Raw genomic sequence first — 25,080 nt, forward strand, 5'->3', positions numbered from 1 at the left:
GATCGGTGTGTCGACCACGTAGAGCTGGTCCGCTACTTGTCGAAGATCAGAACACCGTCCTGGGGATCTTCGTCGAACAGTGCGCGCGTCGCGGCATAGCTCTGGGGATTGATCCATGGCGGCTTGCCCTGTTTCGGCAGTTTCGGAAGGCCCCGCCGGAAGTACCCGGAGTTCACGTCCGAGATGAACGGTTCCGGTTCCACGCTCTCGTCCTCGGGACGCAGGCGCGGTGTCACACTCGATGCACCGAGGTCGTCCATACGCTGCAGTACTCGGATCCAGAACGCATTGACCAACTCGATGCGAAGCGTCCACGACGAGTTCAGGAAACCGAACGCGAACACCAAGTTGGGCACGTTCGAGTAGGCCATGCCCTTGTACGTATAGGTCTCCGAGAAGTCGACACGTCGATCGTCGACACAGAACTCTGCGTCCCCGCCGATCGTGAGGTTCAGACCGGTCGCCTTCACGATGATGTCTGCTTCGATGATCTCGCCGTCGGACATCAGAACGCCGGCCGAGGTCAAGCGCTCGATCGTTCCGGTGACCACTTCGGCCTTTCCGTCGCGGATGGACTTGAAGAGGTCTCCGTCCGGCACGAAACAGACACGTTGATCCCACGGGGCATATTTCGGAGTGAAGTGCTTCTCCCGGATGTCGGAACCGACGAACTCCTCGATCGCTGCGAACAGATCGGCCTTGTAGCCTTCGGCGTCGACCCGCGCGCGCTGGTACAGCGTTTGCTGATTGTCGATTTTGCGCAGCCGGATTCGTTCGAACGCTTCGACCGGTCCGATCGCGGCACGCAGCTGCTCGGCTTCCTCGTCCTCGTCGGGCTCCGTTGCCAGGTAGGTGGGTGAGCGCTGGATCATCGTGACCTTCTGCGCATCGTCGGCCATGCTGGGAACCAAGGTGACCGCCGTGGCGCCGGAACCGATGACGGCGATACGTTTCCCGACATAGTTCAGGTTCTCGGGCCACTGCTGGGGATGCACAATGGTGCCGTCGAAGACATCCTCGCCGGGAAGTGCGGGATCGAACCCACCGCTGTAGCTGTAGTAACCGGCACCGAGATAGATATGGTCAGCAGAGACTTTCCGCCGACCGTCGGGAGTCTCCAGGGTCAGGGTCCACCTGGTGTGCTCGCTGCTCCACACGGCCTTGTTCAGCCGCGTTTCCAACCGGATCCTCTCGTGGAGGCCGTATTCGTCGACAGTCTCTTGCAGATAGTGACGAATAGCCTCGCCGGACGCGATAGCTTTGGATGCCGTCCACGGCTTGAAACTGTAGCCCAGGGTGTACATATCACTGTCCGAACGGATTCCGGGATAGCGGAAGAGATCCCAGGTTCCTCCGAGACGGGACCGCATCTCCACGATGGCAAATTTCTTGTCGGGACAGGAACGGGACAGCTCTACTGCAGCAGCGATTCCCGAGATACCGGCACCGACGATTACCACGTCCAGATGCTCGATGTTGGCCGGTGACTTCACACTTACTCCTCATGATTTCATTACCGCCGACGACGGCAACGGATTCGATCGTGTTGTTCCACGGCTGGTGACGAACACGTGGGACCGGTTCGTGTCCGACTACCGCGTCCGATCCATCCGACGTCGACTGCTCGCCTCGTGGTCCCTCTCGGGGTCGACAGGGCGTCGCTGCGACCGAGGTGCCGCCCAGGTCCGAGTCGACGAGATGCGACCGGCACTGGTGTCGAGGGTGTTCCACCCTTTCTTTCGGAGATACGGTCGATGATGTCTTCGACAGGATCAGGACGCTCGGATCGACGGTTCGGGCGCTGCGGCCGGGTCACATGTCGGGCTGTTCGACGCGAGAATCCGACTGCAGAGCCAAATGTTTCGTAATCCGAGAGGGCGGACAGCGCACATGTCGTGTCCTCTGCAGCATCCCGGGTATGGGTCCGACGCTCGTCAAGTTGCCTTGCGGGGCACACGTTTCGTTCCGGCGGTAGTCGGACCGGCGGGGCTCGAGGGAGCCGCGACGGTCCGTCATCCGCACGGGGGATCAGAGCCCGATGTGGTGGGCGAGCTCGTCGTAGTCGACCTGCCACAGCCCCGGGGACCCGGTGGGGTACTGGGAGCGGAATCCGATGTAGCGCTGGACTCGTTCGGGCAGAGACTTGGCAAGTTCGAGGTCGACGATGAAAGGATAGGCCTCTTCGGGGGTGAGGTATCCGGGCTGGAAGGTCCATGCGACCGCGCGTCGATAGAAGTCGGAAGTACGGTTGTGGCCACCCCCGTGCACGACCTTGCCGCTGATGAACAACGTGTCGCCGGCCTTCATTTCCGCCGGAATGGTCATTTCCGGCGTGCCGCGATCGGTGAAGTCCGGCCACTTGTTGCTGCCGGGGATGACGCGGGTGGCACCGTTCTCGTCGGTGAAATCCGTGAGGGCGGTCAGGAAGTTGATGGTCACCTCGGGGCCTCGAGGGCCGGCCTGGACGGCGGTGTAGAAGTTCTCCAGATCACGATGGAGGACCTGAGCCTTGTTGCCGGGGCCGATCTCGATGGTCTGCGCGGTGCTCATCCAGTAGCTGCCCGCGTCCGCGAGGAAGACAGCATCGGCCAGGGCGGCGACGAGATCGTGTGCCACAACCTCTTCGCGAAAGGTCTTGCTGTGGGTGATCAGGTTGGTCAGCCGCTTGGTGTTGTTGCCGTGGAACCCGGCGATCGCCGGATCCGAATTCTTCGATCCGGCGTCGAGTCCGGCAAGCTTCGGATCGATCTCCGCGTTGAAGCGCTGCACCTGCTCCGGGGTGAGGAACTGCTCGATGATCACGCCGCCGTCCTCCTCGACGATCGCAAGGATTTCCTCCACCGGTGTCGTATCGGCGACGGCGCGCAATTGTTGGGACGCAGTAGAAGCAGTCATGTTGTCATCTGCCTTTCGTCAGTTCGTCACCGGCCGACAGTGGGCCGGTGACGGGACAGGAACCTCACGCTCCTGTGGCCCCCATTACAAATAATCTACGTTGAGTTGGCCATGTGATCAATACACGTGGCCAAGAATTTCCGTATCGGTCACCATCCCCGAGCCCTGCACAGCACAGGGCCGCACCGGGATCCGAACCGAGCCTATGCATTACTGACGACTCCCACCCTTCGACGGCAGCGTGTGGGCATCAGAACTGCAGCGATTTGATCTCGAGAAAATCCTCGATGCCGTAGCGACCGAACTCGCGGCCGAAGCCGGACTGTTTGAAACCTCCGAACGGCGCTGCGGCGTTGAACGTCCCGCCGTTGATGGAAACCATGCCCGTCCTGATTCTCTGAGCTACTCGCACCGCTCTATCTTGGTCACGCGACCATACGGCGCCGCTCAGTCCATAGTCCGAGTCGTTGGCGATTGCGACAGCTTCGTCCTCGGTCCGGTACGGAAGAATCGACAGCACGGGACCGAAAATTTCCTTCTGCGCGATGTCCATGCCCGCGGTCACATCGGCGAACGCGACCGGGCGGACGAAATGCCCTTCTCGACTCCACGGGACGGCGTCGCCGGCAGCAAGCCGGGCCCCTTCGACACCACCTCGAACTATGAAGTCCTCGACGATACTTCGCTGGTGTGCCGTGGCCAGGGGGCCGAGAGTCGTGGCCGGATCGAGCGGGTTGCCGACGACAACGTCGGCGAACTCCTCTCGAACGATGTCGATGACCTCGTCCTGTCGCTGACGGGGGACTACCATTCGGGTCCACGCGGTGCAGGTCTGACCGCTGTTTTCCAGCACGTGTTCGACACCTCGTCGCACCGCCTCGTCGAGGTCGGCGTCGGCAAGGATCACATTGGCCGACTTCCCGCCTAGTTCGAGGCTGACACGCTTGATCGTGCCCGCCGCGGTCTGCATCACGGATCGGCCCGCTCGGGTCGATCCGGTGAACGACATCACATCGACCAGCGGATGTGCGGACAGAGCCTGTCCTACCTCGGCTCCGACCCCGGTGACGAGGTTGACCACACCGGCGGGAAGATCTGCCTCGATGGCAGCTTCCGCGATCAGGTACGCGGACAGTGGAGTGATCTCGCTCGGTTTGAGGACGACCGTACACCCCGCGGCGAGAGCGGCACCGACCTTGGCAACGGCCTGGTGAACCGGATAGTTCCAGGGAGTGATCGCCCCGACGACCCCCGCCGCTTCTTTGAAGACGGTCGAACTACCGATGGTCTCGACGAACTCGATCTCGCCGAGCGCCGCCACGATCCCCCGCAGTACCGCCACCGGCGTATCGGCTTGAGCGATCCGGGACAATGCGAGGGGACAACCCATCTCCGCCGACACCAACCGGGCGATCTGCTCACGACGCGACGCCAGGGCGTCGGTCAGAGCCTCGAGAGCCATCCTGCGTTCCGAGACATCCGTGCGCGACCATTCGTCGAAGGCCTCGGATGCGGCCTCGACAGCCAGGTCGACATCATCTCGTGTCCCGGCCGGAACCCTCCCGAAGATCTCCTCCGTGGCCGGGTTCTCGACGTAGATGTGCTGCGTCCCCCTGGACCGGGTCCATTCCCCGCCGATGAAGAACTCGTCGCGGTTCACGATCAGCTCGGAGTGGGTCGATGTCATGCAAGTTCTCCTGTAGGTCCGCAAGGTGCAGAGAGGGGGTCCGGTCAGTCGGCGTGGACGTCGGCGACCACTCGAGTGGCGGAGCCGCCGACCATCAAGGTGAAGCCGTGATTGATCTCTTCCAGTGCGACGTGCGCCGACACCATCTCGTCGAGCATGAGCCGCCCCTGGCGATAGAGGTCGAGATAGCGCGGGATATCGGTCTTGAATCGGTTCGAACCCATGAACGAGCCCTGGAGTCGCTTCTCGTGGAGGAACAGTTCGCTCCCGGAGATCTCGATCGGTGTCGTCTCGGGAACCATCCCGACCACCGTGCACACGCCGGCAGGACGGAGCATTGCGATCCCCTGTTCGACCGTACGGTGGTTACCGACGGCTTCGAACGTGTAGTCGGCACCCCCGCCGGTCAACTCACGAACTGCTTCGACGGGGTCGCACTCTCGCGCATCGACTGCATCGGTAGCGCCGAACCTCAACGCAGACCGAAGCTTCTCCGATGCCACATCCACGGCGATGATTCGTGCCGCACCGGCGATTCGCGCGCCTTGAATCGCTGCGATACCGATGCCTCCGGTGCCGATGACCGCCACGTCGGAGCCAGGCTCGACCCTTGCACTTCGGAACACCGCGCCGAGACCGGTGGTAACGGCACAGCCGAGGATACTGGCGGATCTCAGTGGAATGTCCTTCGGGACGGCCACGACACTGTTGCGATGGGCGAGCATTGCTTCCGCGAAGGCACCGAGGCCCGCGGTCGGACGCACAGACTGCCCCGAGGCACTGGTCAGTCGCGGACGCGGCCTCTCGGATGCCAACTGTGAACGATTCACGCACAACGTCAGTCGTCCGTTCATGCAGTACCGGCAGGTGCCGCAGAAGACGGACAGGCAAGTGAGAACGTGGTCTCCCACCGCTATGTCGGTGACATTTTCGCCCACTGCTTCGACCACACCCGATGCTTCGTGGCCCAGGACGATGGGGGGAGTCGTGTCGAAGGTGCCGTCGATCTCGTGCAGATCGGAGTGGCACAAGCCGGCATGCATGATCGTGACCCGGACCTCGTCCGGACCGGGATCGTCGATGACGAGCGACTCGAGGTCCAGTTTTCCCGGGGCAGCGTTCAACACGGCTGCCCGAATAGTCCGCGGCATCAGACGAACTCGAAATATCGGTCGAGCTCCCACGAGGTGAGTGGAGCATCGGGATCACCGCCGGTTGTGTGCCACATCAGCCACTCCCATTTCCGGGTGCCTACCCAGTAATCGATCAGTTCCCTACCCAGAGTTTCGGGTAGCAGGGTGTCGGACTCCAGCGCGGCACGAGCCTTACTGATGGTGTTCGGGATTCGTTCGATGCCTCCGGCAGTGCTCCACGCCATCTGATCGAAGGGCTCGGGCGCTGCAATCTCGTTCTCGATCCCGGAGAGAGCGCCCGCGAGCACCGCGGCCGTCACCAGATACAGGTTCGCATCCGATCCGGGGACCCGGTACTCGAGGCGCGAGTATTTCGGATGCGCGACCACAGCCCGGATGGCGGCCGACTTGTTCCCGATTCCCCAGGTCAAGGTGGTCGGCGGTCCTTCGAGGTCCTGAAGCCGCCGGTAGGACGTGATGTTCGGCATCGCCAACGAGGTCACGGCCGCCAGCGACGACATCAGGCCGCCGATGACATGGTTCATCGTCTTCGAAGGACCGTCGGGTGCGAAGAACGCGTTCTCTCCGTCCCGCAGCAGAGAGAAGTTGATGTGGGAGGCCTGGCCCCAGCCGTCGGTGGGTTTGGCCATGAAGGTCACGCAGTGTCCTTGTTCTGCGGCCACCTCGCGCATGACCTGGCGCGCACGCGCCCAGTTGTCCGCTGCTGTCAAGGCGTCCACAGGAGCGAGGTTGATCTCGATCTGCCCGACCGCGCCTTCGTCGTTGTATGCCTCCCAGCCGATACCGAGCTCTTCCAGCCGGGCCACCACGACCGACAGGTACTCGTCCCAGCCCTTCTCCTTGAACAGGTTGTAGCAATTGCCGGCGGGACCACCGAGAGGGGAAAGGTCCCGGAACCCTTTGGCGCGAGCCTCCGAGATCGACTCCTCGAACACGGTGGCCTCGATCTCGATCGCGACCTTGGTGTCGAACCCTTTGTCCTTCACTCTGTCACGGAGGCGGCGCACGGTGCTGCGGGGACAGACACCCAGCGGTCCGTTGACGGGGCTGTGGAAGTCCGCGATCACCGAAGCGCGACCCGGGGTGTACTCGATCACAGTGGACAGATCCGGGCGCATCAAGATGTCGATCATCTCGCCGCGCCATTCCGGCCATGCAAAACCCAGCTGGGGCACGTTGCCGAGATCGAGACCGAGAGCTCCGACGTCGGCCAGCGCAAAGCCGGACTCGATGCCCGACAGAAGCTTCGCGGGGGTGACCACCTTTCCGACGAAAGTGTTCTCGAGGTTCGTTGCCCCGACCTGCACCGTGCGGATTCCACGCTCGGCGAACCAGTGCTCCAGGCCTTCCCGGGAGAGATCCGACGGACGACCGACTGTTGCAAACTCACCCATGGAACTGCACCTTCCAGGAAGCACCGACCATTACGGACAATTGGGCGAACGTCCCCAGGATGGTGACCTTCTTGCCGAACACGGCATCGAACAGGGAATCGACTCCGCTGAGGATACGAGCCAGATCTGTTGCGGATCCTGCGATCTCGTAGCCGACCGGCCCCTCTCCTACGGTCAGACGTGTGCCGGAGTCGGTGTCCTCGAGCACGAGCCGATCGGGCATGCCCGGATCGGAAGAAGTGAAATCCCAGAATCGGACCGCGGCTTCGCGCCAATCCGGCAACGACGGCGACAACAAAGCCACGGTGATCGTCGACAACTCGACGCCGTCTTCGCCACCGCCGAGAACTGCGAAGCCGTTGCTCGCGTCCACCCTCAACTCGACGGTGGACCCCGTGATGGCACCGTGAGCGATCCGGGCACCGGTTTCGGTGAACGTGATCGTAACCGCTTGAGGCGTCTGTACATCTCGGAGGACTACCGTCCCTCGCGCGTTCGCGAGTTGCTCGGCCGAATCCTGGTTTCGAGCGCTGCTCCGCAGCGTCCGTGCCACCGACAGCACCATCGGTGTCGGATCCGCTTCGACTTCGATCACCGATGTCGGCTCGGTCGTTACAACCGCTGTCATTTCACACTCACCTTCTCGTTTCACGAGGCCGTTTCACGGGACCGAAGGAGCCGCTCCGAGCCGACTTCGACCGTTCTCCCGGTTCTCCCCCGTGGCTGCGGTATCCGGGATGTCTCCACCGATGGGTGACGTCTCTGGCGAGCACCCGCCGGAGCGCATCCGGAAAGATGTCGGCCTCCACACCGTCGGAGGCCTGAAGATCGGCGCGAGGTTCGGGCCCGTCCGTCCCTGTGCATCCTTGCTGTGAGCCTCGACTTGCTCAAAAACCCGCGTCACTCATTTGGCCATTCGGCTTGGGCAGTTGCCTAAGTATGTGGACGATCACACCCTGGTGTCAAGGGCGGAAACGCACTTTTCACAAGGGTGAGACCGACAATGCCGGCGACATGCCCCGATCGTGACAGAAGAATGTCCCGACAAGAATGGGCCAACGGATCAACTTTGGTGGTTTGTGCTACCTCAGCCGGGAACCCCTGCGAGGATTCCGAGCAACAGCTCTGCACGGACTCGGGCGTCCGTCATGTCCACATCCATCAGTTCCCCTGCCTTGGCGACTCGAGCGCGAAGAGTATGGCGGTGAACATCGAGCACGGAAGCCGCGCTTTCCCATTGACCGTTCGACTCCAGAAACGCCCGCAACGACTCGACCAGACAGGTGTCATGGTCCCGGTCGTAGGCCGCCAGCACCGACACCGTCGACGTCGCTACCGAGCGCAGCACGGCGACGGCATCCGGACTGGTCAGCAGCGCCGTCCCGTGCCGAGGATCGAATTCCCGCACTCGACGCGATCCTGCGATCTTCGAGGTCGCGAGCACCGCCTGGGTCGCGGCATGCTCCACCTGACCGAAGTGGTGGGGCGCGCTCAGTCCCGCAGAAGATCCCCGTCCTGATCCGATCCGCCGGAGCATGTCCTCCACGTCGGCCCCCGAGTCGTCTCCGCGAAGGAGCACCAGGACAGAACCGTTTCTCTCACACGTGTAGAACGGACGCCGACGTGCTGCGAATGCGGTTTCGAGTTCGCGAGCGACCGCCGCCGGCGCCTTGCCCTCGATATGCAGGATTCGGATGAGTCCGTCCTCACCACAGGCGTCCCCCAGGTGCGTGAGCGCTTTGTCGGCAGGGAGGAGTCCCTCGAGTGACAGTTGCAGAACCCTGCCACCGAGAGCGTTTCTCTCTCGTCGAAGTCGTTGCGGTTTGTCCAGGTCGAGAGTGACCAAGGAGACCGCGTGTCCCACAAGCACCATGTCGACCGCTTCGAGCGGATGAGTAACCTGCACAACGACATACCCGAGGGTGTTACCGGATTGCATCACGGGCTGGACCGTCGTCGAGATCCCCGGCTCGCTCACCGTCGTCGAGCCCGCCCCGGCCTTGGGGATCGTCCGTGCCAGGCCTGCCAGCGCGGTCGCGGACTTCGGATGGGCCGCAACTGCCCCGCTTCGTTCATCGACGAACGCCACCGAGGCTCCCACGGCAGTGGCCAGCTCCCGCACAATTGCCGGAGTTCCTCCGCGCAGCGCCGCCCTGGTGATTCGCACCTGCGCGGACGCGGCGCGACGAACCGATTCGTACTGTTGTTCGGTCAATCGCTCGCTGACCGAGCGGGTGATCGCGGCAAAAGGAGTCGTGTACGGGACCTCGAGGACCGGAAGGCCCCATCGATCTGCCTCGTCGAGCATCTCCGACGGAATACGGTCGTGCGAGAGCCCGGTGCCGAAGCCGATTGCCGACGCGCCCGCGTCTACCAGTCGCCGCACGTATTCGGCGCAATCCGCCGCAGTGAGGCCGAGTCCTGTGGTCAATACGAGCGCGTTCTCGGACAGCCAGGGCGTCGGATCGAGCAACTCGGTCGGCTGCACAAAACTGATACGCCTCTCGTCGTTCACCCTTCCCGCACGAACTTTCAAGCCCAGGTGGGACTGCGACAGCAACCATCCGATGCCGATGCTCACGCCGAAAGCGTACTCGACGAAATGGCAATCAGAGGACCTTCACATGTACAAATCGGCATCGCCGTCGCACAGCTCGAAGCCGATACTCGTCACAACCCGTTCTTTCGAGATTCCGCGGCGGCAATCCTGGCTGCGGCGGTCGGACGACCACAAGGAGAATCACATGGCGGACTTCGCATACCGTCGTCCTCAGGAGCGACGCCTGGTGACGGCGCTACCCGGCCCTCGATCCGGCGCCCTCGACGAACGCCGCAAGCGGGCGGTAGGAGCCGGCGTCGCTTCGTCTGTGCCCGTCTATGCCGCAGATGTGGACGGCGGAGTCGTGGTGGATGTCGACGGTAATTCTCTCATCGATCTCGGTTCAGGCATTGCGGTAACCACTGTGGGCGGATCCGATCCTGCGGTCGTTTCCGCAGTACAGGACCAGGTCGCGCACTTCACACATACCTGTTTCATGGTGACGCCTTACGAAGGCTACGTCGCCGTAGCCGAGAAGCTCGCCGACATCACCCCCGGAGACCATGAGAAGCGCACCGTCCTGTTCAACAGCGGTGCCGAGGCCGTCGAGAACGCCATCAAGATCGCACGGAACGCGACCGGGCGAAGTGCTGTCGTCGTCTTCGACCACGCCTATCACGGACGAACGAACCTGACCATGGCGTTGACCGCGAAAAACCTCCCGTACAAGGACGGTTTCGGCCCGTTCGCACCCGATATCCACCGGGTTCCGATGTCGTATCCCTTCCGGGAGGGACGAAATTACGATGGGACCGACGTGACCGGCACCCAGGCCGCGGCACGCGCCATCACCCAGATCGACAAGCAGGTCGGCGCCCACAACGTCGCCGCGATCGTCATCGAACCTATCCAGGGTGAAGGTGGATTCATCGTTCCCGCGCCAGGTTTTCTTCCCGCGATGGCACAGTGGTCGCGAGACAACGGAATCGTCTTCGTGGCAGACGAGATCCAGACCGGATTCGCGCGCACAGGTGACTGGTTCGCATGCCACGACGAAGACGTCGTCCCGGACCTCATCACTCTCGCCAAGGGGATGGCCGGCGGAATGCCTCTCGCGGCAGTGACAGGGCGCGCCGAGTTGATCGATGCCGTGCATGGCGGCGGACTCGGTGGTACCTACGGCGGGAATCCGGTCGCATGCGCTGCCGCGCTGGCGGCCATTGCTCGCATGGAGGAGTTCGATCTCTGCGGACGCGCACGCGAGATCGAGCAGATCGCCAAGAGCCGACTGAATGCGGCGGCAGCAGACATCGACATCATCGGCGAGGTACGAGGCCGTGGCGCCATGATCGCCGTGGAGTTCGTCCGGCCCGGCACACGGGACCCGAACCCCGAAGCAACCCGAGCCGTAGCGGCCGAAGCGTTGGCCCAGGGGGTCATCGTGCTCACCTGCGGCACCTACGGAAACGTCGTCCGCTTGCTTCCCCCCCTCGTCATCCCCGATGACCTGCTCATCGAGGGCCTCGACGTCCTTGTCGGCGCCATCCACGACGTCTCCGACGCTTCCATTCCGGCGGGATCGGCACGATGACCTACGACCTGCCCGCGGGTACCCCTACACAGCTGTGGCTGGGGGGCAAACTGTCCGATTCGTCGACGGGCGCCACTTTTCCGGTGCTCGATCCCGCTTCCGGTGAGCTACTGACCCATGTCTCCGATGCGAGCCCCGACGACGGGGCACATGCGCTCGATCTGGCGATCGCGGCGCAGACAGCCTGGGCAGCCACTCCGGCCAGAGTTCGAAGCGACATCTTGCGTACGGCTTTCGATCTCGTGCGCGCCCGCGCCGATGACTTCGCGCGGGTCATCACCCTGGAGATGGGCAAGACCCTCTCCGAAGCGCACGGTGAGGTCAACTACGGAGCCGAGTTTCTCCGGTGGTTCGCCGAAGAGTCGGTACGCATCAGTGGACGCGCTACGCAGGCCCCTGCAGGATCGGGACGCATCCTGGTCACCAAAGAGCCTGTCGGTCCCGTCCTGGCCATCACACCGTGGAACTTTCCCCTGGCCATGGCGACGCGCAAGATCGGTCCGGCACTGGCCGCGGGATGTCCGATCATCGTCAAACCAGCCGCCGAGACTCCCTTGACGATGCTTCTCCTCGGCCGAGTGTTCGCCGACGCCGGTCTGCCGGACGGAGTCCTGTCGATCCTGCCGACTTCACAGGCTTCCGCCTTGACCGGCCCCCTCGTCGCCGACGCGCGTCTGCGGAAGATCACCTTCACCGGATCCACGGGCATCGGCAAGCTCCTCGTCCGCCAATCCGCCGACCGTCTGCTGCGCACTTCGATGGAACTCGGTGGCAACGCACCGTTCCTCGTGTTCGACGACGCCGATGTCGACGCGGCCGTGGACGGCGCGATGGCAGCCAAGATGCGCAACGGCGGTGAAGCCTGTACCGCAGCGAACCGCTTTCATGTTGCGCGGGGGGTCGCGGACGAGTTCGCCGACAAACTCACCGCACGCATCACAGCGCTGCGCACCGGACACGGACTCGCCGAGAACACCGACCTGGGCCCGCTCATCACCGACAAGCAACGTGCATCGGTCCACGACCTCGTCGTCGACGCTGTCGACCGTGGGGCGCGGCTCCGAGCCGGCGGCAAAGTCCCTTCCGGTCCTGGCAATTTCTACCCCGCGACAGTCCTGGACTGTGTCCCTGAGGACTCTCGCCTGCTCCGCGAAGAGATTTTCGGCCCCGTTGCAGCAATCACCGTCTTCGATACCGAAGATGAGGCGGTTGCCGCCGCCAACGCCACCGAGTACGGCTTGGCTGCCTACTTCTACACCCGAGATCTCGATCGGGCCATGCGCGTGGCCACAGCATTGAAGGTGGGGATGGTCGGCGTCAACCGAGGCATCATTTCCGATCCCGCCGCCCCCTTCGGAGGCGTCAAGGAATCGGGTTTCGGGCGCGAGGGCGCATCGGAGGGGATCGAAGAATACCTCGACACCAAGTACATCGCGCTCTGACCGAGTCCTGCCGATCGGAAGCGCCCGACGAGCCGACCTCGTCGGGCACTTCCGATCATCGCAGAGCACACATTCTTGATCATTCGCCCAACCTGGCTTATGCTCGGTCCGGACTGGAACCCACTGCATTCCGGTACGTCTGGCGACCGGTCGTCTCGGACGACGTTCCCCGATGATCCAGCAGCACACATGAAGCCCCGCTGTCCTTACCCGCCCCCTGCGCTTGAAGACAGCCTCGGGTGCCGGCACAGGACTCGGATACTACTTCGGATGGAAGGACATCGTGACGTGACCGAACCTGGGAAGTGGTCTCATCGGAACCTGATGCCCGACGCACTGAAGATGGCCGATGATCTGGATTTCTTGTCGGCCAAGCCTTTCCATCAACTCGGCGTACACGGCGCACGACAAGTGGTCGACCTGATGCGTCCACGCGATCACACACCCGTCCACTCTGTCGAGAACTTCTCGGTCACCGGACGACACGGCGAAATCCCTCTTCGACTCTACCGTCCGAACTCGGATCCCGATCTTCCGGTGATCATCTACTTCCACGGCGGTGGTTGGACACTGGGCACGTTGGACGGTGTGGACGAGTGCTGCCGCACACTTGCGAACGAGTCGTCATGCGCGCTTGTCTCGGTCGACTACCGTCGGGCCCCGGAGAACAAGTTCCCGGTCCCCCACGACGATTGTTACGACGTTCTCCTGTGGGTACGAGACCACGCTTCGGACAAGGGACTCGACGGCAGCACCATCGCTGTCGCCGGTGACAGCGCCGGAGGAAATCTGGCGATCGGTGTGTGCCTCCGTGCACGCGATGAGAACGGTCCGCAGGTCCGCCTGCAGGCACTGGCCTACCCCGCCTTCGACCTTCCGTCCGACTATGCTTCCTTCCGCGAGTACTCGGACGGTCCGGTCCTCACTGCGCAGGACTGCATCTGGTTCTTCGACAACTACCTCGACGGTCCGGACGATTCGCACAATCCGTACGCCATTCCCGCTGCGGCAGACACATTGGCAGGACTTCCCCCCGCTCTCGTCATCACCGCTGAAGTCGATCCCCTGCGGGACAGCGCCGAACAGTACGTCGCCCGATTGGCATCGGACGGCGTCGCTGCAGAGCTTCATCGGTATCCCGGGGTGTTCCACAGCTTCTTCACCGAGGTAGGCACCCTCACAGCCGCCGACGAGGCCGTATCCGAGATGGCGCAACTGATCGGGAAGACGTTGCTCCGATAGGTACGGAGGCGGATGCAGCAGACCCGCGTATACATCTGTACGCGCGTCATCCACTGTGCACCGCGATGACCCGGACTTGTTCCGTCACGAGCCGGTGGCACAGGACATCGCCACCGGCTCGACTGCCGTGCTCGCGCATCTCACTCGCTCCGAGCACGAACGGCCTTGCGAACGGGGATCTTTCACCATGTCTCGATCCGAGTGACGCACTCGTCGCGCCGGCTCGGCCGGGCCGCCCTGAGCGACACTCCGGCCGAGCGGGTTCTTCTCGGTCGGTGGCCGCCGACATGCGTAATCGCATGCACCGGACAGGTATCCAGCCCGTGACTCGCACGGTGGGCCCCGCTCCCAGCGGCTCGGCGCAAGACGAACTCTTGGATCTTCCGTCTCGGCGTCTGGGAAAGATCGGCCGGATCCCTGCTTCACGCGGCGTCTTGTGGTAGGCAATCTTCTCGCGGGTATGAACGATCAGCCCGGCTTCCGTCGCCGTCATCCCGTTCCGCGACAGTACGAAACCCGTCGGGAATCACACTTGTCCTCCTGCACAACGACGTCCGACTCGGACACCGCGTGGTGGCTCGCCGAGCACAGTTCCACTTCCACTATCGGAATGTTCTCTCCGCCGGACACGACAACATCCTTCGTCCGGTTACGGAGGTCGATGTAACCGTCGGGTGGAGCACATCGAGTTCACCCGGAAGAACCGTCATCGACACCGGAGGTGTGGAGAGTGAGGGACACGGAGTGGGCCTCCCCTGCGGATTCCGCGTGGATGCGTCGTTCTTCGCCGTCGACAAAGGGCCGACGTGCTCCTCTGCACCCGCGTCGGTCACTCCGATCTTGCGGGGGTGAGAGGTGTTTCGTCGAGGACTTACCGGTCAGAGGCGTCCGTTCGCTCTCGATCGACGAGAGCGGTGGAGATCGCAACAGCATCGCTCGAAGGAAGCACTCGGAGCATGTGGGACAGATCGAACAGTGTGCTCGCCATTCCACGCCGATCGGCTCGGAATGCGGCTTCGACCCCGGACAGGAGCCGCAATGCTGCACGGTCGATGCATTCTCGTGCAGCGGGATCAACATTGTGGCGTCGGATCGCTTCGGTGGGTGTGGTCCCGTCCACTACAGCCCTTTTCTCGTACGCTGCAATTCGCGTGCCGTTCGCGGTCCACACGCGTAGGCGTAGTTCTGTGCCGTGCGGACGAGCCAGTGGAAGGGCTGCTCCACGCCGGGCAGCCACTCGGGGTGCCACTGGACACCCAGAACCGCAGATCCGGGCAGCTCGATGATTTCCGGCGTGCCGTCGGCCGCACGACCGGTCACCACGACGTCTCGTCCTGGGTGGGCGACAGCCTGGTGATGCAATGAGTTCACGGCGACCTCGGCGCCGAAGAGGCTGTGGGCGAGAGAGTCCGGGGCCGTCCGGACGGTGTGAACGCGGTCGGACGTCTCGTGCCCGTTCGCGGTGTGATCGATACAGGACTTGTCCAGATCCGGCACCAATGTGCCGCCGAGGACTACATTGATCAACTGCATTCCTCGGCATACCCCGAGAAGAGGGACGTTACTGTCGAGAGCCGCACGAATCAGCGCGGCCTCGTAATCGTCACGAGCGGTATCGACCGGTCCGGCGGCACACGCCGGGTCTCCCCCCCATCGATCCGGATGGACGTCCTGTCCTCCTGTGATCAGCACACCGTCGAGGCGAGCGACCAGATCTGCATGCCCGGACTCGTACGGGATTTCCACTGCGATTCCGCCGGCCGCAGTGATCGCGGAGGGGAATTCGGTGAAGTACGCACCGAAGTCGTGCCGCTGGTATCTCTGCTCGAGGTCGGGTAGAGCCGTTCCGGCGAGTCGCCTTCCGGTGATCCCGATCAAGGGCTTGTAATTCGGATCCGGGTGTGAGGGCTCCGAAGATTTCGGTAACCGGCCGTCAGCTTGCGTCATAGTGCCTCCAATAACTTGGGCATGCGCCCCAGTTTGCCGCCCAAGAATGCGTGAACTCGGCCATCTCTGTCAAGGTGTCCCCGACACGAAAAAGGGCCGGCGCGTACAGAACGCCGACCCTTCACGCGGAGAGTGTCTACAACGCGGCCGTGGCCCCGACCCCCGGAAGCGACGCCTGGATCTCGGCGATCGCCTTGTCGACCATGCGGACCATCGCGTCGTCATCCAGCGTGATCCACTGCAAGGTGTGCCCGTCGAGCACGGCGATCAGATGCCGGGCCAAGAATTCGATGTCGACGGATTCTTCCCCCGGCCGGGACGCCTCTCGCAGCAGTTGCGCGGTACCGTCGATGTACCGGCGGTAATTGCGCTGCGGAAGGTGTTGTGAGGACGGCGTTCTCAAGGCCCAGAATGTCAATTCGTACTGGGCCTGCTGGTTGGCACGGTCGTGCAACATCCACTCCAGATAGCCACGCAGAATGGCTTCGACGGCAGCGCCGAGCCCCATCTGCGGCCGAATGTCACGGCCTGCGAATTGGAGCCCTTCGTACGAACTGCTCTCGAGTACCGCCTGGAACAACTCTTCCTTGCTGTCGAAGCAGTAGTGGATACTTGCGGCCGGCGCGTGAGCCTTTTCCGCGATGCGTCTGGTCGTCGCCTTTGCTACGCCCTCCTCGGCAATGACCTCGATGGCAGCTGCCACAAACTGTCGTCGCCGGTCCTGAGCCGATACATTGGCCACGATGTCGCCTCCTTCACCCGGGTGATGGAACTACTCTATCCCCTCGCGATCATGACTGAGTCAACCAACCAAGTCGGGCTCTCGCGAAGCATCATCACGCCGTGCCCGGTTGCAGGAGCCCCCCCGTGGGACGTTTCGCCTGTCTCACAGGGGGACTCCATCACTCGTCCTTCGAGCCGAGGCCTCGAGCGCCTGCCGGGCCGAGCCGGAACATCCTCCTGCAGGCCACTCCGATGACCAGGTCCTGCTCGGCGACCTCGGATAGAGCGGACGCTGTCTAATGGGGTCGTTCCATCTCGGCAGCGTGCTCGTCATCCCGCGGCGTAGCGCGACGCCCGGACACTGCGAATGCTGCCGTGCATACTGCGATCGCAAAAGGAACAAGCCGGCTCATCACGTCGATCGGCGCACCGGGGGGATGAATCAGGCCGTTGATGAACAGCCACGACATCGATCCGATAGCAATGAAGGAGGAAATGAAGGTGAGAGGTTCGAACGATTTCTCGCGAGCGATGACGAGGATTGCGCCCACGCCGATCAATACATACGGCAGCACCCAGCAGTACACGATGACCACAGCAATAGTGTTGTACGAGGTGAGGAAGTCGCCCGCGTACGAGACCATCGCCCCCATGGTGAGGAATCCGAGGACCGACAAGGAAACGATCGCGAATGCGGGCGTGTGCCGTCGCCGGTCGACATCGGTGACACGGGCGGGTAGAAACCCGTCGACACCGAGCGTGACCAGATACCGAGAACCGTAGTTGGTGAACCCCACGACCGCCGCGAACGTCGCGATGGCGAGAACCAGATCGGTGGCACCTCCGATCCAGGAAGGCATTCCGGCGACAGCGTTCAACGCAGCAACGGGCGACGCTCCCGCGCTGAGCACGTCTTCCGCTTCGGCCAATCCGGGGACCTGAAGAAACGTGACCACCACATAGAGAAGTCCCAGGAGGACGGGTGTGCTCATCACCGCCAAGGGCACGTTCCGCTTCGGGTCACGCGTCTCCGCGGCGAGGGCGGTGCAGCTTTCGAATGCCACGAGGAACGCGATTCCCGAGGCCATCCCCTGGAATGTGCCGCTCACTGTCAGCGACCCGAAATCGAACTGCTGTGCCAGGTCCAGACCGGTGCGAGTGGCGCTCGCCCCGGTCACCAGGATCATCAGTGGTACCGAGACGAGGGTCAAAGTGACGGCAACCCTGACCGAGGTGTCCAGTCCACGAAGCGCGATCAGCGCAGCCGTCGTGAGGGTCACCGCGAGGATGAGCATCTGCAGCCCCGGAGAGTATCCGTTCTCGAGGCCGAGGGTGGTCAGAAAGCTACCGAAGTAGATCCCCACCAGGGAGCCTGTACCGGCCACCTGGGTGATGAAGCCCAGAAGAAGTGACGCCCCGACCGCATATCGCGCCCACGGGCCGAACACTTCACCAATGTACGAGTACAGCGATCCTGAGCCCACATAACGCCTGGCGAAGGTGATGATCGCTTTGCCGACACACACTGTCGCGACCATCGCCAACAGGGCAGCCGGCCATGCGTTGAATCCTCCCGCACCGAAGAACAGAAAGGGCGCTGTCGCCATGCCTACCGCCGGGACGAACGACGTCACGGCCAAGGATGTGATCTGCAGGCGACTGAGATGACCCGGATCCAGGCCGATCTCTGCGGTGGCAGAAGGGCGCTCTGTACCGGCTGCCGCAGCAGCATTGTCAGTTTCGGACATTCGGAACTCCTCAGAGCGTAAGAAGGTATGGGACCGCCCATCGGGCGCGGCAACCGAGACCTGCAGGAAGCCCTCGATGATCCGGCTTTCGCGGAACACCGTGCACCTGCCGGTACTGCGATGCAGGGCACCGGATGTGCCAGGCATCACGTACCGATCTGCACCTGGAACAAGCCTGGCCAAACGACTTGAGCGGGTGGCCAATAGTGTGGTCCTGTTCACAAACTCGTGTCAAGGGAGTCGGGAGAATTTCATGTGACAACTGCCGCGACCCCCTGTCCGGATTCCTCCCCGACAAAGTCGGGTGGTCACCGCATCACGCGTGCCGAGCAGCAGTCGCCACCATCCCGAGAGCGTGCGGCACGAACACCGCCGACCACTGCTCCGAAAAGTTGATCATGCGGACAGATCAGCTGATACCGGACACCTGGGTGATGAACCCCGGAAGAATCGAATCGGACAGATTCGCACATCCCCACCCAGCGGCCGGCGCATATGACGTCGTCCCGACCGGGACGACGATGCGGGCGATTCGAGCGCTGGTCGAAACCGATCTTGCAGGTCATCCGACACCCGTCACAGGTGCTTCTCCGGGGTTGTCCACCACTTCCCGCCCATACCGGAAGGATGCGAATGCAGCTATCGACAAAGTGGCACTCGCCTGGAACGCCCATTGCCGCTTTGTCCACTGGACGTCGAGTCCCGCAAATAGTGGACTGGTTACACCCCTACGCGACCGCGTACGAGGGACGGCCATGCTCCGTCGTGCAAGGCTCTTCCCCTCTGCGACGCCCGGACGACAAGGACCCATGGACAATACGGACCCCGATTCCCTCCTCCCCTTCGCAAGCAACCTCGGATCATCCGGTTCGCCTCGTCGACTCGGCCTTCTCCGGAGGCGGTCTCTGCCACATCGTCATGGGACGGCAACGGTGAACCGCCGCTCGCAGACCTTCTGCCGATGTTCGAACACCCGGCTCGACAAGAACTTCGAATATTGTGCTGCACAACAATATTGGCTATAGTGTGGACTATCGGCAGTGAGTGGGGTCGCCGCGAGGATGGCCGAACCTGCCGATGACTCGCCCAGTAGGAATGCACCGCAGACAACGTGCTGGGTCGGCGGCATGCCACTACGGGCGAGACAACATGCCCATTCCCCTGTGTGGGCTTGGGCAGTCCGAATCTCCCCCCTGCATTCGGACTGCCGAAACCCTGCTTCGGAGATCGCAGATCACCGAAGCAGGGTTTCTTGTTGTTGCCGAGCTGCCGCTTCGACGCTTCGACGCTTCGACGGAGCCAACGCCGGCGGGTCGCTGACGCGAGAGGGCACGGGGCGCCGGTGACGCGACCTCGACGCGGTTGGCCTCGAACCGTGTCGTCACCGCGGCAGTCGGCGGTATTCGGCACACCGATCCTCGATCGAGGTCGTTCGGCCGAGCGCTGCAACGGTCCGGCGGTAGGCGCACATTCAGGCGTAGTGGCAGGCAGGCCCGGTCATCGTCCCGCTCGCTCCAGCACCCTGCGTGCTTGCCGAGCGACCGCTTCGTCGATCAAGAATCCGGCTTCATCCACAGCAACACCGGACTCCGCCGCCTCCAGGCCGGCCAGCACGGCACGGGCCTTGCATACCTCCTCCGAGGACGGTGTGAACACTCGGCGAACCGGGGCGAGCTGCGCCGGGTGAATGCACGCCCGCCCGACGAATCCGAGGCGCGCAAGGGCGCGCGTATCTGCTTCCAGGGCGTCGCTGTCACGGAAATTGCGTGACACCGCGGCAGGGGGCGGATCGATTCCTGCCGCCACACCCGCAGCGATGACTCGGCTGCGTGCGAACAACAGCGCCGTCCCGTCGTCGTCGACCTCGACACCGAGATCTGCGGCCAGGTCGACTTCTCCGAGTTGCAGAAACCGCATTCGGGGCGCACGAGCGATGGCCGGTGCGGCGAACACACCGGCAGCGGTCTCGATCAGCGCGGATACCGCAGCATCGGGACAGAGCTCTGTCAGGAGGCCATCGACCTGTTCGACGTCGTGTGCGGATCCCACCTTCGGCAGCCACACCCCCGTCAGACGCGGGTGCGCGACCGCACGGATGTCCGCCTCCTGCAGCGCTCCCGGGTTCACACGCACCCATACCTCCACGGAACCGGGGGCGAGCGCGGCGATCCACCGAGCTACCGTTTCACGCGCGAGTACCTTTCGATCAGCGGCGACCGCGTCCTCGAGGTCGAGCACGATCGCGTCGGCACCCGAGGCGAGTGCCTTGTCGAAACGCTCCGGACGATCACCCGGGACGTACAGGTAGGTCAACGCCACGCTCATCCGATGACCCCGGAACCGGAGACCAGCGCCTTGGCTATGACTGTCCGCATGATGTCGTTGGTACCCTCGCCGATCGACATGAGAGGTGCGTCGCGGTACAACCGCTCGACGACGAACTCCGTCGAGTATCCGTAGCCGCCATGGATACGCATCGCTTCGAGGCTCGCGGTGATGGCCGTCTCGGAGGCGAAGTACTTCGCCATGCCGGCCTCCATGTCGACTCTCTTACCCGAGTCTGCCTGCGAAGCCGCCCAATACGTCATCAGCCGGGCGGCCTGCAGATGGGTGGCGATGTCCGCCAGCTTGAGCTGGATCGCCTGGAAGTCCGCGATCGGCTGCCCGAACGCGGTGCGCTCTCGCGCGTAGGACAGCGCTGCGTCATAGGCGGCCTGGGCGATACCGACGCTACGGCCGGCGATGTTGAGCCTACCGATTTCCAGGCCCGACAGGGCCTGCTGCAGACCACGCCCTTCTGTTCCGCCGAGCAATGCGTCGGCCGGCACCCGAATGTCGTCGAGGAGGATCTCGCAGGACTCGGTGCCCTTGTACCCCAATTTGCCGAGATCCCGTTGCACCTCGAAACCTGGAAGCGTGGTGTCGATCAACAGGATGCTCATGCCCTTGTGTGCCGGTTCCGCGGACGGGTCGGTCTTCACCAGAACCGGGAGGACGTTCGCGTGCCGGGCATTGGTGATCCACGTCTTGGCGCCGCTGACGATGTAGTGATCGCCGTCGCGGCGCGCAGTCGTTCGGATTCCCTGCAGGTCCGTGCCCGCGCCGGGCTCGGTGAGTCCGATCCCGGTCCGCCACTCCCCCGTGGCCAGCTTCGGCAGCAGACTCTGCTTCTGTTCCTCGGTGCCGTGGCGGTTGATCATCCAGCAGGACAGATTGTGGCTGCCGAGAATGCCGGCGATGCCCATCCAACCGCGGGCCAGTTCCTCGTACACGAGTGTGAACGACACCTTGTCGAGGTCGATACCGCCGTACTCCTCGGGCGTGGTGATGCCGAACAGCCCCATGGCCTTCATGTGTTCCACGATCTCGGTGGGATATCGTCCCGATTTCTCCCACTCGTTGGCGACGGGAACGATCTCTTTGTCCACGAAGTGACGTAACGCCTTTCGGAACGCCAGTTGCTGCTCGTCGAAGGTGAAATCCATGATGGCTCCTGGGATGTTCGGTGCACAGGTGGTCAGTGCAGGGGTGCGGGCGCGATGCGGGCCGCGAGATCGAGGACGGCGGTCAGATCCGGCTCGTCGGCAAGCCCGAAGATTCGGTCGGCGAGCTCCGGGGCACAGGGATGATCACCGCAGTTGGCGATGAACTTGGCGAGCAACTGCTGATCGTCGAGGGGGAACGCGGCGGTACCACGGCTACCTGCGACGCGTCCCTCGAGTACACGTCCGTCGTCGAGAGTGACGATCGCATGTCCGGGTGCCGACGCCGCCGGACCCTCGGTCGGGGCTTCGACGACACGGACCGTGCGAGCGGTCGCGAGCACCGAGTCACGGGCGATCGACGCGCCGGTGTAGGTCGCGACATCGATACGTCCGTCGTGCACGAGCGCAGCGACACTCCACGGAAGGTCGAACTTGCCGTCGTAGGTGCTGCGCGGTGCGGCCACACCGGCGTTCGGACCACATACGATCGGCACGGAATCCGGATGAACGTGCACCTCGATATCGACCACCTGCGCGGGGTCCACACTCCCAACGCTCAGAGCCGCCGTGACCGCGTCGAGAGTGACATGCATGAGCTGGCAACTCGGGTAGGGCTTGATACCGATGCGGGTCGCTTCCCACTCGGTGCCCAATCCGTCCGTCAACACCGTGAGGTCGGCGGGTCGCTCCGACATCGACGCATACACACCCCGGCGTCCTTCGAGTACCGACGCCGGGCCGCTGGCGCCCGCAGCAGCCAACCGGGCTGCGAGGATCCCGCCCAGTGTGGCCGAGCCGGGGTGCAGCGCCTTGGTGTCGGCGTCGGTATCGAGGAACTCGAGCAACCCTCCACTCGACGAGCCCGCGACACCGAGAGCGTGCACCAGCACCGGAACCGGCAGCCCGGTCAGCTTGCCCGCGACAAGCGCCGCGGCGAACGGGCCGACCACGGCTGTCGCATGGAGGCCACGTCCGTGGAAACCGTGAGGACTGGCGGCCCCGAGCCGGCACGCCGTCTCCAGTCCGATCGCAGCAGCGGTGAGAACGTCCGCTCCCGTGGCTCGAACCTGTTGTCCGACAGCCAATGCTGCAGGAACGGACACCGCGGTGGCGTGGACGAGGGCACCGGCATGAGTGTCGTCGAAGTCCAATGCGTGCACCAGCACCGCGGTCGCCATACCTGCCGCCGGAGCGGAGATCGCCCGCGTCCCGGTCAGCGGCCTGGCTTCGGCCGGACCGCCGAGCGCATCGGCGACCGTCCATGCGGCTCGCCCGTATCCGAGGCGTTGCGCGGCGACGGCGTTACCGACCCCGTCGAGAAGATGTCGCGCGACAGCGTGCCGGACATTCTCGGACAGGTCCGCGACGGTCAGGCCGTGGGCCCATCGGGCGAGGACCGACGACGTCACGCCCGAGCCTCGCTCGTTTGTTTGCCGAAGGCACCTTGGCCGGTCAGCTCCGCAACGCGTTCGGTGCTGTAGCCGAGGTCGCGGACGATCTCGTCGAAATGTTCGTTGCGTAGCGGAGCACGCCGGTACTGCGTCGGCTCGGAACCGAACCGGACCGGGGAGGCGACTTGGCGCACCGTACCGAAGGTGGGGTGTTCGGTCTCGACGAGGAGGCCTCGTGCACGGGTGTGCGGTTCGGTGAGAGCTTGGGCGACGTCGTTGATCGGGCCCGACGGCACACCGGCCGGCTGCAGGCGCGAGAGCCAGTAGTCCACCGGCTGCGTAGCGAAGGTCTGCTCGAGAATGGGGAGGAGTTCGTCTTGGTTCTCCCCGCGCAGTGCGAAGTTCGCGAAGCGTGGATCGGCGCCCAGGTCGGGTCTGTCGATCGCGACGACGAGGCGTTCCCAGAACTTCTCCTTGGCGCAGCCGACGACGAGCCAGCCGTCGCTGGCCTCGAATGCCTGGAACGGTACGAGGGAGGGGTGCGCCGAGTTCTTGGTGCGCACCGGTTCGAAGCCGGCGTTCAGATGCCAGGTGGCCGGGTAGGTGAGCAGCGACATCGCGGTGTCGTAGAGCGAGACGTCGCAGTCTCCGCCGATGCCGTCCCGTTTGGCGGCGTGGAGTCCGGACAGCAGGCTGATCGCGGCGACGAAGCCGCCCGAGTAGTCCACGAGCGAGAGCCCGGATTTGGTGGGAGGTCCTTCGGGGTCACCGGTGACGCTCATCCATCCCGCGAGTCCTTGCAGAATGTAGTCGTATCCGGGCTCTTCGGCGCGCGGGCCGGTCATGCCGAAGCCGGTGAGGCTGCAGCACACGATGGCCGGATTGAGGTGTTTGAGGTCGTCGTAGGTGATGCCGATTTTCGCCGGTACATCGCCGCGGAGGTTGGAGTAGACGGCGTCGCTGGTGCGGACGAGGTCTTCGAACACTGCGCGACCGGCCGGTGACGACAGGTCGAGCGAAAGGCTGCGCTTGTTGCGGTTGAAGGTTTCGAAGAACAGTGAGTCCTCGCCGTCGTTGTAGGGCGGGACGTAACGTCCGACGTCGCCCCCGACGTTGGGGTCTTCGATCTTGATCACGTCGGCACCGAGGTCGGCGAGGTGGACACTGCCGAACGGGCCCGCCCCGTACTGCTCGAGCGAGATGATGCGGACGTCCTGGAGTGGTTTCACGACAGCGCCCCTTCCGGGTCGGCGGGTGCCGGCAGTTGCAGCGGTCCGCTCTTGGCTTCGGGGAAGTAGTTCTGGCCGATTCCGCTCTCGCGGGTTGCGACCATGACCGACCGTTTCCACGAGATGACTTCCGTGCCATCTTGATTCAGTCCGCGGGTGATCATGGATACGATTCCCGCATAGGGTCGGGATTCGGACCGGCGCAGTCCTGTGCAGATGCTCTCCGCGTAGATGGTGTCCCCTACGTATACCGGGTGCGACATCTTGATATCGGTGAACGCGAGGTTCGAGATGGCGTTCTGGCTCATGTCGAGCACCGAAATACCCAGTACCACAGCGACTGTCAGGCCGGAATTGACGATGACCTTGCCGTCGGTGATGGGGTTCTGCGCTGCGAGATGAGCGTTGAAGTGGTTCTGGTTGGTGTTCATCGACAGCAACGTGATCCACGTGTTGTCGGCTTCGGAGATCGTGCGCCCGATGGGGTGCTGGTAGATGTCCCCTACAACATAGTCCTCGAAGAATCGGCCGAGAACAGCCTGATGCACTGCCACCGTGTCTCCTCACATCAGTTCGGCGAGTACGTTCCTTCGAACAATACATCAGACATTTG

18 protein-coding genes and 1 pseudogene are annotated in these 25,080 nt (G+C 63.5%); 3 read left to right on the forward strand and 16 right to left on the reverse strand.

The genetic code is table 11. The features are described 5' to 3' along the window. Positions 1-32 precede the first annotated feature (32 nt). The 8 genes and pseudogenes from EQ874_RS20450 to EQ874_RS23265 form a co-directional block, all read right to left on the reverse strand. Positions 33-1,493 (reverse strand): NAD(P)/FAD-dependent oxidoreductase, encoded by a 1,461-nt coding sequence (locus EQ874_RS20450; RefSeq protein ID WP_242496842.1) that lies wholly within the window; start codon positions 1,491-1,493, stop codon positions 33-35. A 535-nt stretch (positions 1,494-2,028) separates the two neighbouring features. Continuing rightward, positions 2,029-2,895: a phytanoyl-CoA dioxygenase family protein gene (locus tag EQ874_RS20455; protein WP_129977955.1), complete on the reverse strand. Its 867-nt coding sequence runs from the start codon at positions 2,893-2,895 to the stop codon at positions 2,029-2,031. Positions 2,896-3,145: 250 nt separating this feature from the next. Further along, positions 3,146-4,582, reverse strand: a complete 1,437-nt coding sequence (locus EQ874_RS20460) for an aldehyde dehydrogenase family protein (RefSeq protein WP_129977956.1) — start codon at positions 4,580-4,582, stop codon at positions 3,146-3,148. Positions 4,583-4,626: 44 nt separating this feature from the next. Continuing rightward, positions 4,627-5,709, reverse strand: coding sequence for a Zn-dependent alcohol dehydrogenase (locus EQ874_RS20465; RefSeq protein ID WP_242496843.1), 1,083 nt, complete (start codon positions 5,707-5,709; stop codon positions 4,627-4,629). A gap of 23 nt (positions 5,710-5,732) precedes the next feature. After that, positions 5,733-7,130: a glutamine synthetase family protein gene (locus EQ874_RS20470; RefSeq protein WP_129977958.1), complete on the reverse strand. Its 1,398-nt coding sequence runs from the start codon at positions 7,128-7,130 to the stop codon at positions 5,733-5,735. Beyond that, a complete protein-coding gene (locus EQ874_RS20475; RefSeq protein ID WP_129977959.1) occupies positions 7,123-7,758 on the reverse strand; it encodes a hypothetical protein in 636 nt (211 codons plus the stop codon). Before EQ874_RS20475 ends, EQ874_RS20470 begins: the two co-directional genes overlap by 8 nt. Before the next feature lie 459 nt (positions 7,759-8,217). Beyond that, on the reverse strand, positions 8,218-9,219 hold the full coding sequence (locus EQ874_RS20480) for a helix-turn-helix domain-containing protein (RefSeq protein ID WP_242496851.1): 1,002 nt from the start codon (positions 9,217-9,219) through the stop codon (positions 8,218-8,220). 183 nt (positions 9,220-9,402) lie between these two features. After that, positions 9,403-9,711, reverse strand: a pseudogene (locus tag EQ874_RS23265) (PucR family transcriptional regulator ligand-binding domain-containing protein); the annotation flags it as partial. Positions 9,712-9,874: 163 nt separating this feature from the next. Between EQ874_RS23265 and gabT the strand changes: the two are divergent. From gabT to EQ874_RS20495, 3 genes are all read left to right on the forward strand, one after another. After that, positions 9,875-11,260: a 4-aminobutyrate--2-oxoglutarate transaminase gene (gabT, locus tag EQ874_RS20485; RefSeq protein WP_129977961.1), complete on the forward strand. Its 1,386-nt coding sequence runs from the start codon at positions 9,875-9,877 to the stop codon at positions 11,258-11,260. Further along, positions 11,257-12,702: an NAD-dependent succinate-semialdehyde dehydrogenase gene (locus tag EQ874_RS20490; protein ID WP_129977962.1), complete on the forward strand. Its 1,446-nt coding sequence runs from the start codon at positions 11,257-11,259 to the stop codon at positions 12,700-12,702. Before gabT ends, EQ874_RS20490 begins: the two co-directional genes overlap by 4 nt. Positions 12,703-12,990: 288 nt before the next feature. Next, on the forward strand, positions 12,991-13,944 hold the full coding sequence (locus EQ874_RS20495) for an alpha/beta hydrolase (RefSeq protein ID WP_165369293.1): 954 nt from the start codon (positions 12,991-12,993) through the stop codon (positions 13,942-13,944). Positions 13,945-15,063: 1,119 nt separating this feature from the next. Here the strand turns inward: EQ874_RS20495 and EQ874_RS20500 are convergent. The 8 genes from EQ874_RS20500 to EQ874_RS20535 all read right to left on the reverse strand — a co-directional run bounded on the left by EQ874_RS20500 (position 15,064) and on the right by EQ874_RS20535 (position 25,021). Beyond that, positions 15,064-15,891: a gamma-glutamyl-gamma-aminobutyrate hydrolase family protein gene (locus EQ874_RS20500; RefSeq protein WP_129977964.1), complete on the reverse strand. Its 828-nt coding sequence runs from the start codon at positions 15,889-15,891 to the stop codon at positions 15,064-15,066. 136 nt (positions 15,892-16,027) lie between these two features. Then, positions 16,028-16,633, reverse strand: coding sequence for a TetR/AcrR family transcriptional regulator (locus EQ874_RS20505; protein WP_129977965.1), 606 nt, complete (start codon positions 16,631-16,633; stop codon positions 16,028-16,030). A 277-nt stretch (positions 16,634-16,910) separates the two neighbouring features. Then, complete coding sequence (locus EQ874_RS20510; protein ID WP_242496844.1) at positions 16,911-18,461, reverse strand: APC family permease; 1,551 nt, start codon at positions 18,459-18,461, stop codon at positions 16,911-16,913. 1,398 nt (positions 18,462-19,859) lie between these two features. Then, the gene (locus EQ874_RS20515; RefSeq protein WP_064063707.1) at positions 19,860-20,687 is read right to left on the reverse strand and encodes a CoA ester lyase; all 828 of its coding nucleotides are present in this window, start codon (positions 20,685-20,687) and stop codon (positions 19,860-19,862) included. Next, complete coding sequence (locus EQ874_RS20520) at positions 20,684-21,847, reverse strand: acyl-CoA dehydrogenase family protein (RefSeq protein ID WP_129977966.1); 1,164 nt, start codon at positions 21,845-21,847, stop codon at positions 20,684-20,686. The genes EQ874_RS20515 and EQ874_RS20520 overlap by 4 nt, the downstream gene beginning before the upstream one ends. 32 nt (positions 21,848-21,879) lie before the next feature. After that, positions 21,880-23,256 (reverse strand): MmgE/PrpD family protein, encoded by a 1,377-nt coding sequence (locus EQ874_RS20525; protein ID WP_129977967.1) that lies wholly within the window; start codon positions 23,254-23,256, stop codon positions 21,880-21,882. Beyond that, positions 23,253-24,467 carry a CoA transferase gene (locus EQ874_RS20530; protein WP_064063709.1) on the reverse strand — a complete coding sequence of 405 codons (1,215 nt, stop codon included), beginning with the start codon at positions 24,465-24,467 and terminating at the stop codon, positions 23,253-23,255. The genes EQ874_RS20525 and EQ874_RS20530 overlap by 4 nt, the downstream gene beginning before the upstream one ends. Beyond that, complete coding sequence (locus EQ874_RS20535) at positions 24,464-25,021, reverse strand: MaoC family dehydratase (protein ID WP_129977968.1); 558 nt, start codon at positions 25,019-25,021, stop codon at positions 24,464-24,466. Before EQ874_RS20535 ends, EQ874_RS20530 begins: the two co-directional genes overlap by 4 nt. Positions 25,022-25,080 lie beyond the last annotated feature (59 nt).

The organism is Rhodococcus sp. Q1 (genome assembly GCF_004153645.1).
GTDB lineage: Bacteria > Actinomycetota > Actinomycetes > Mycobacteriales > Mycobacteriaceae > Rhodococcus > Rhodococcus gordoniae.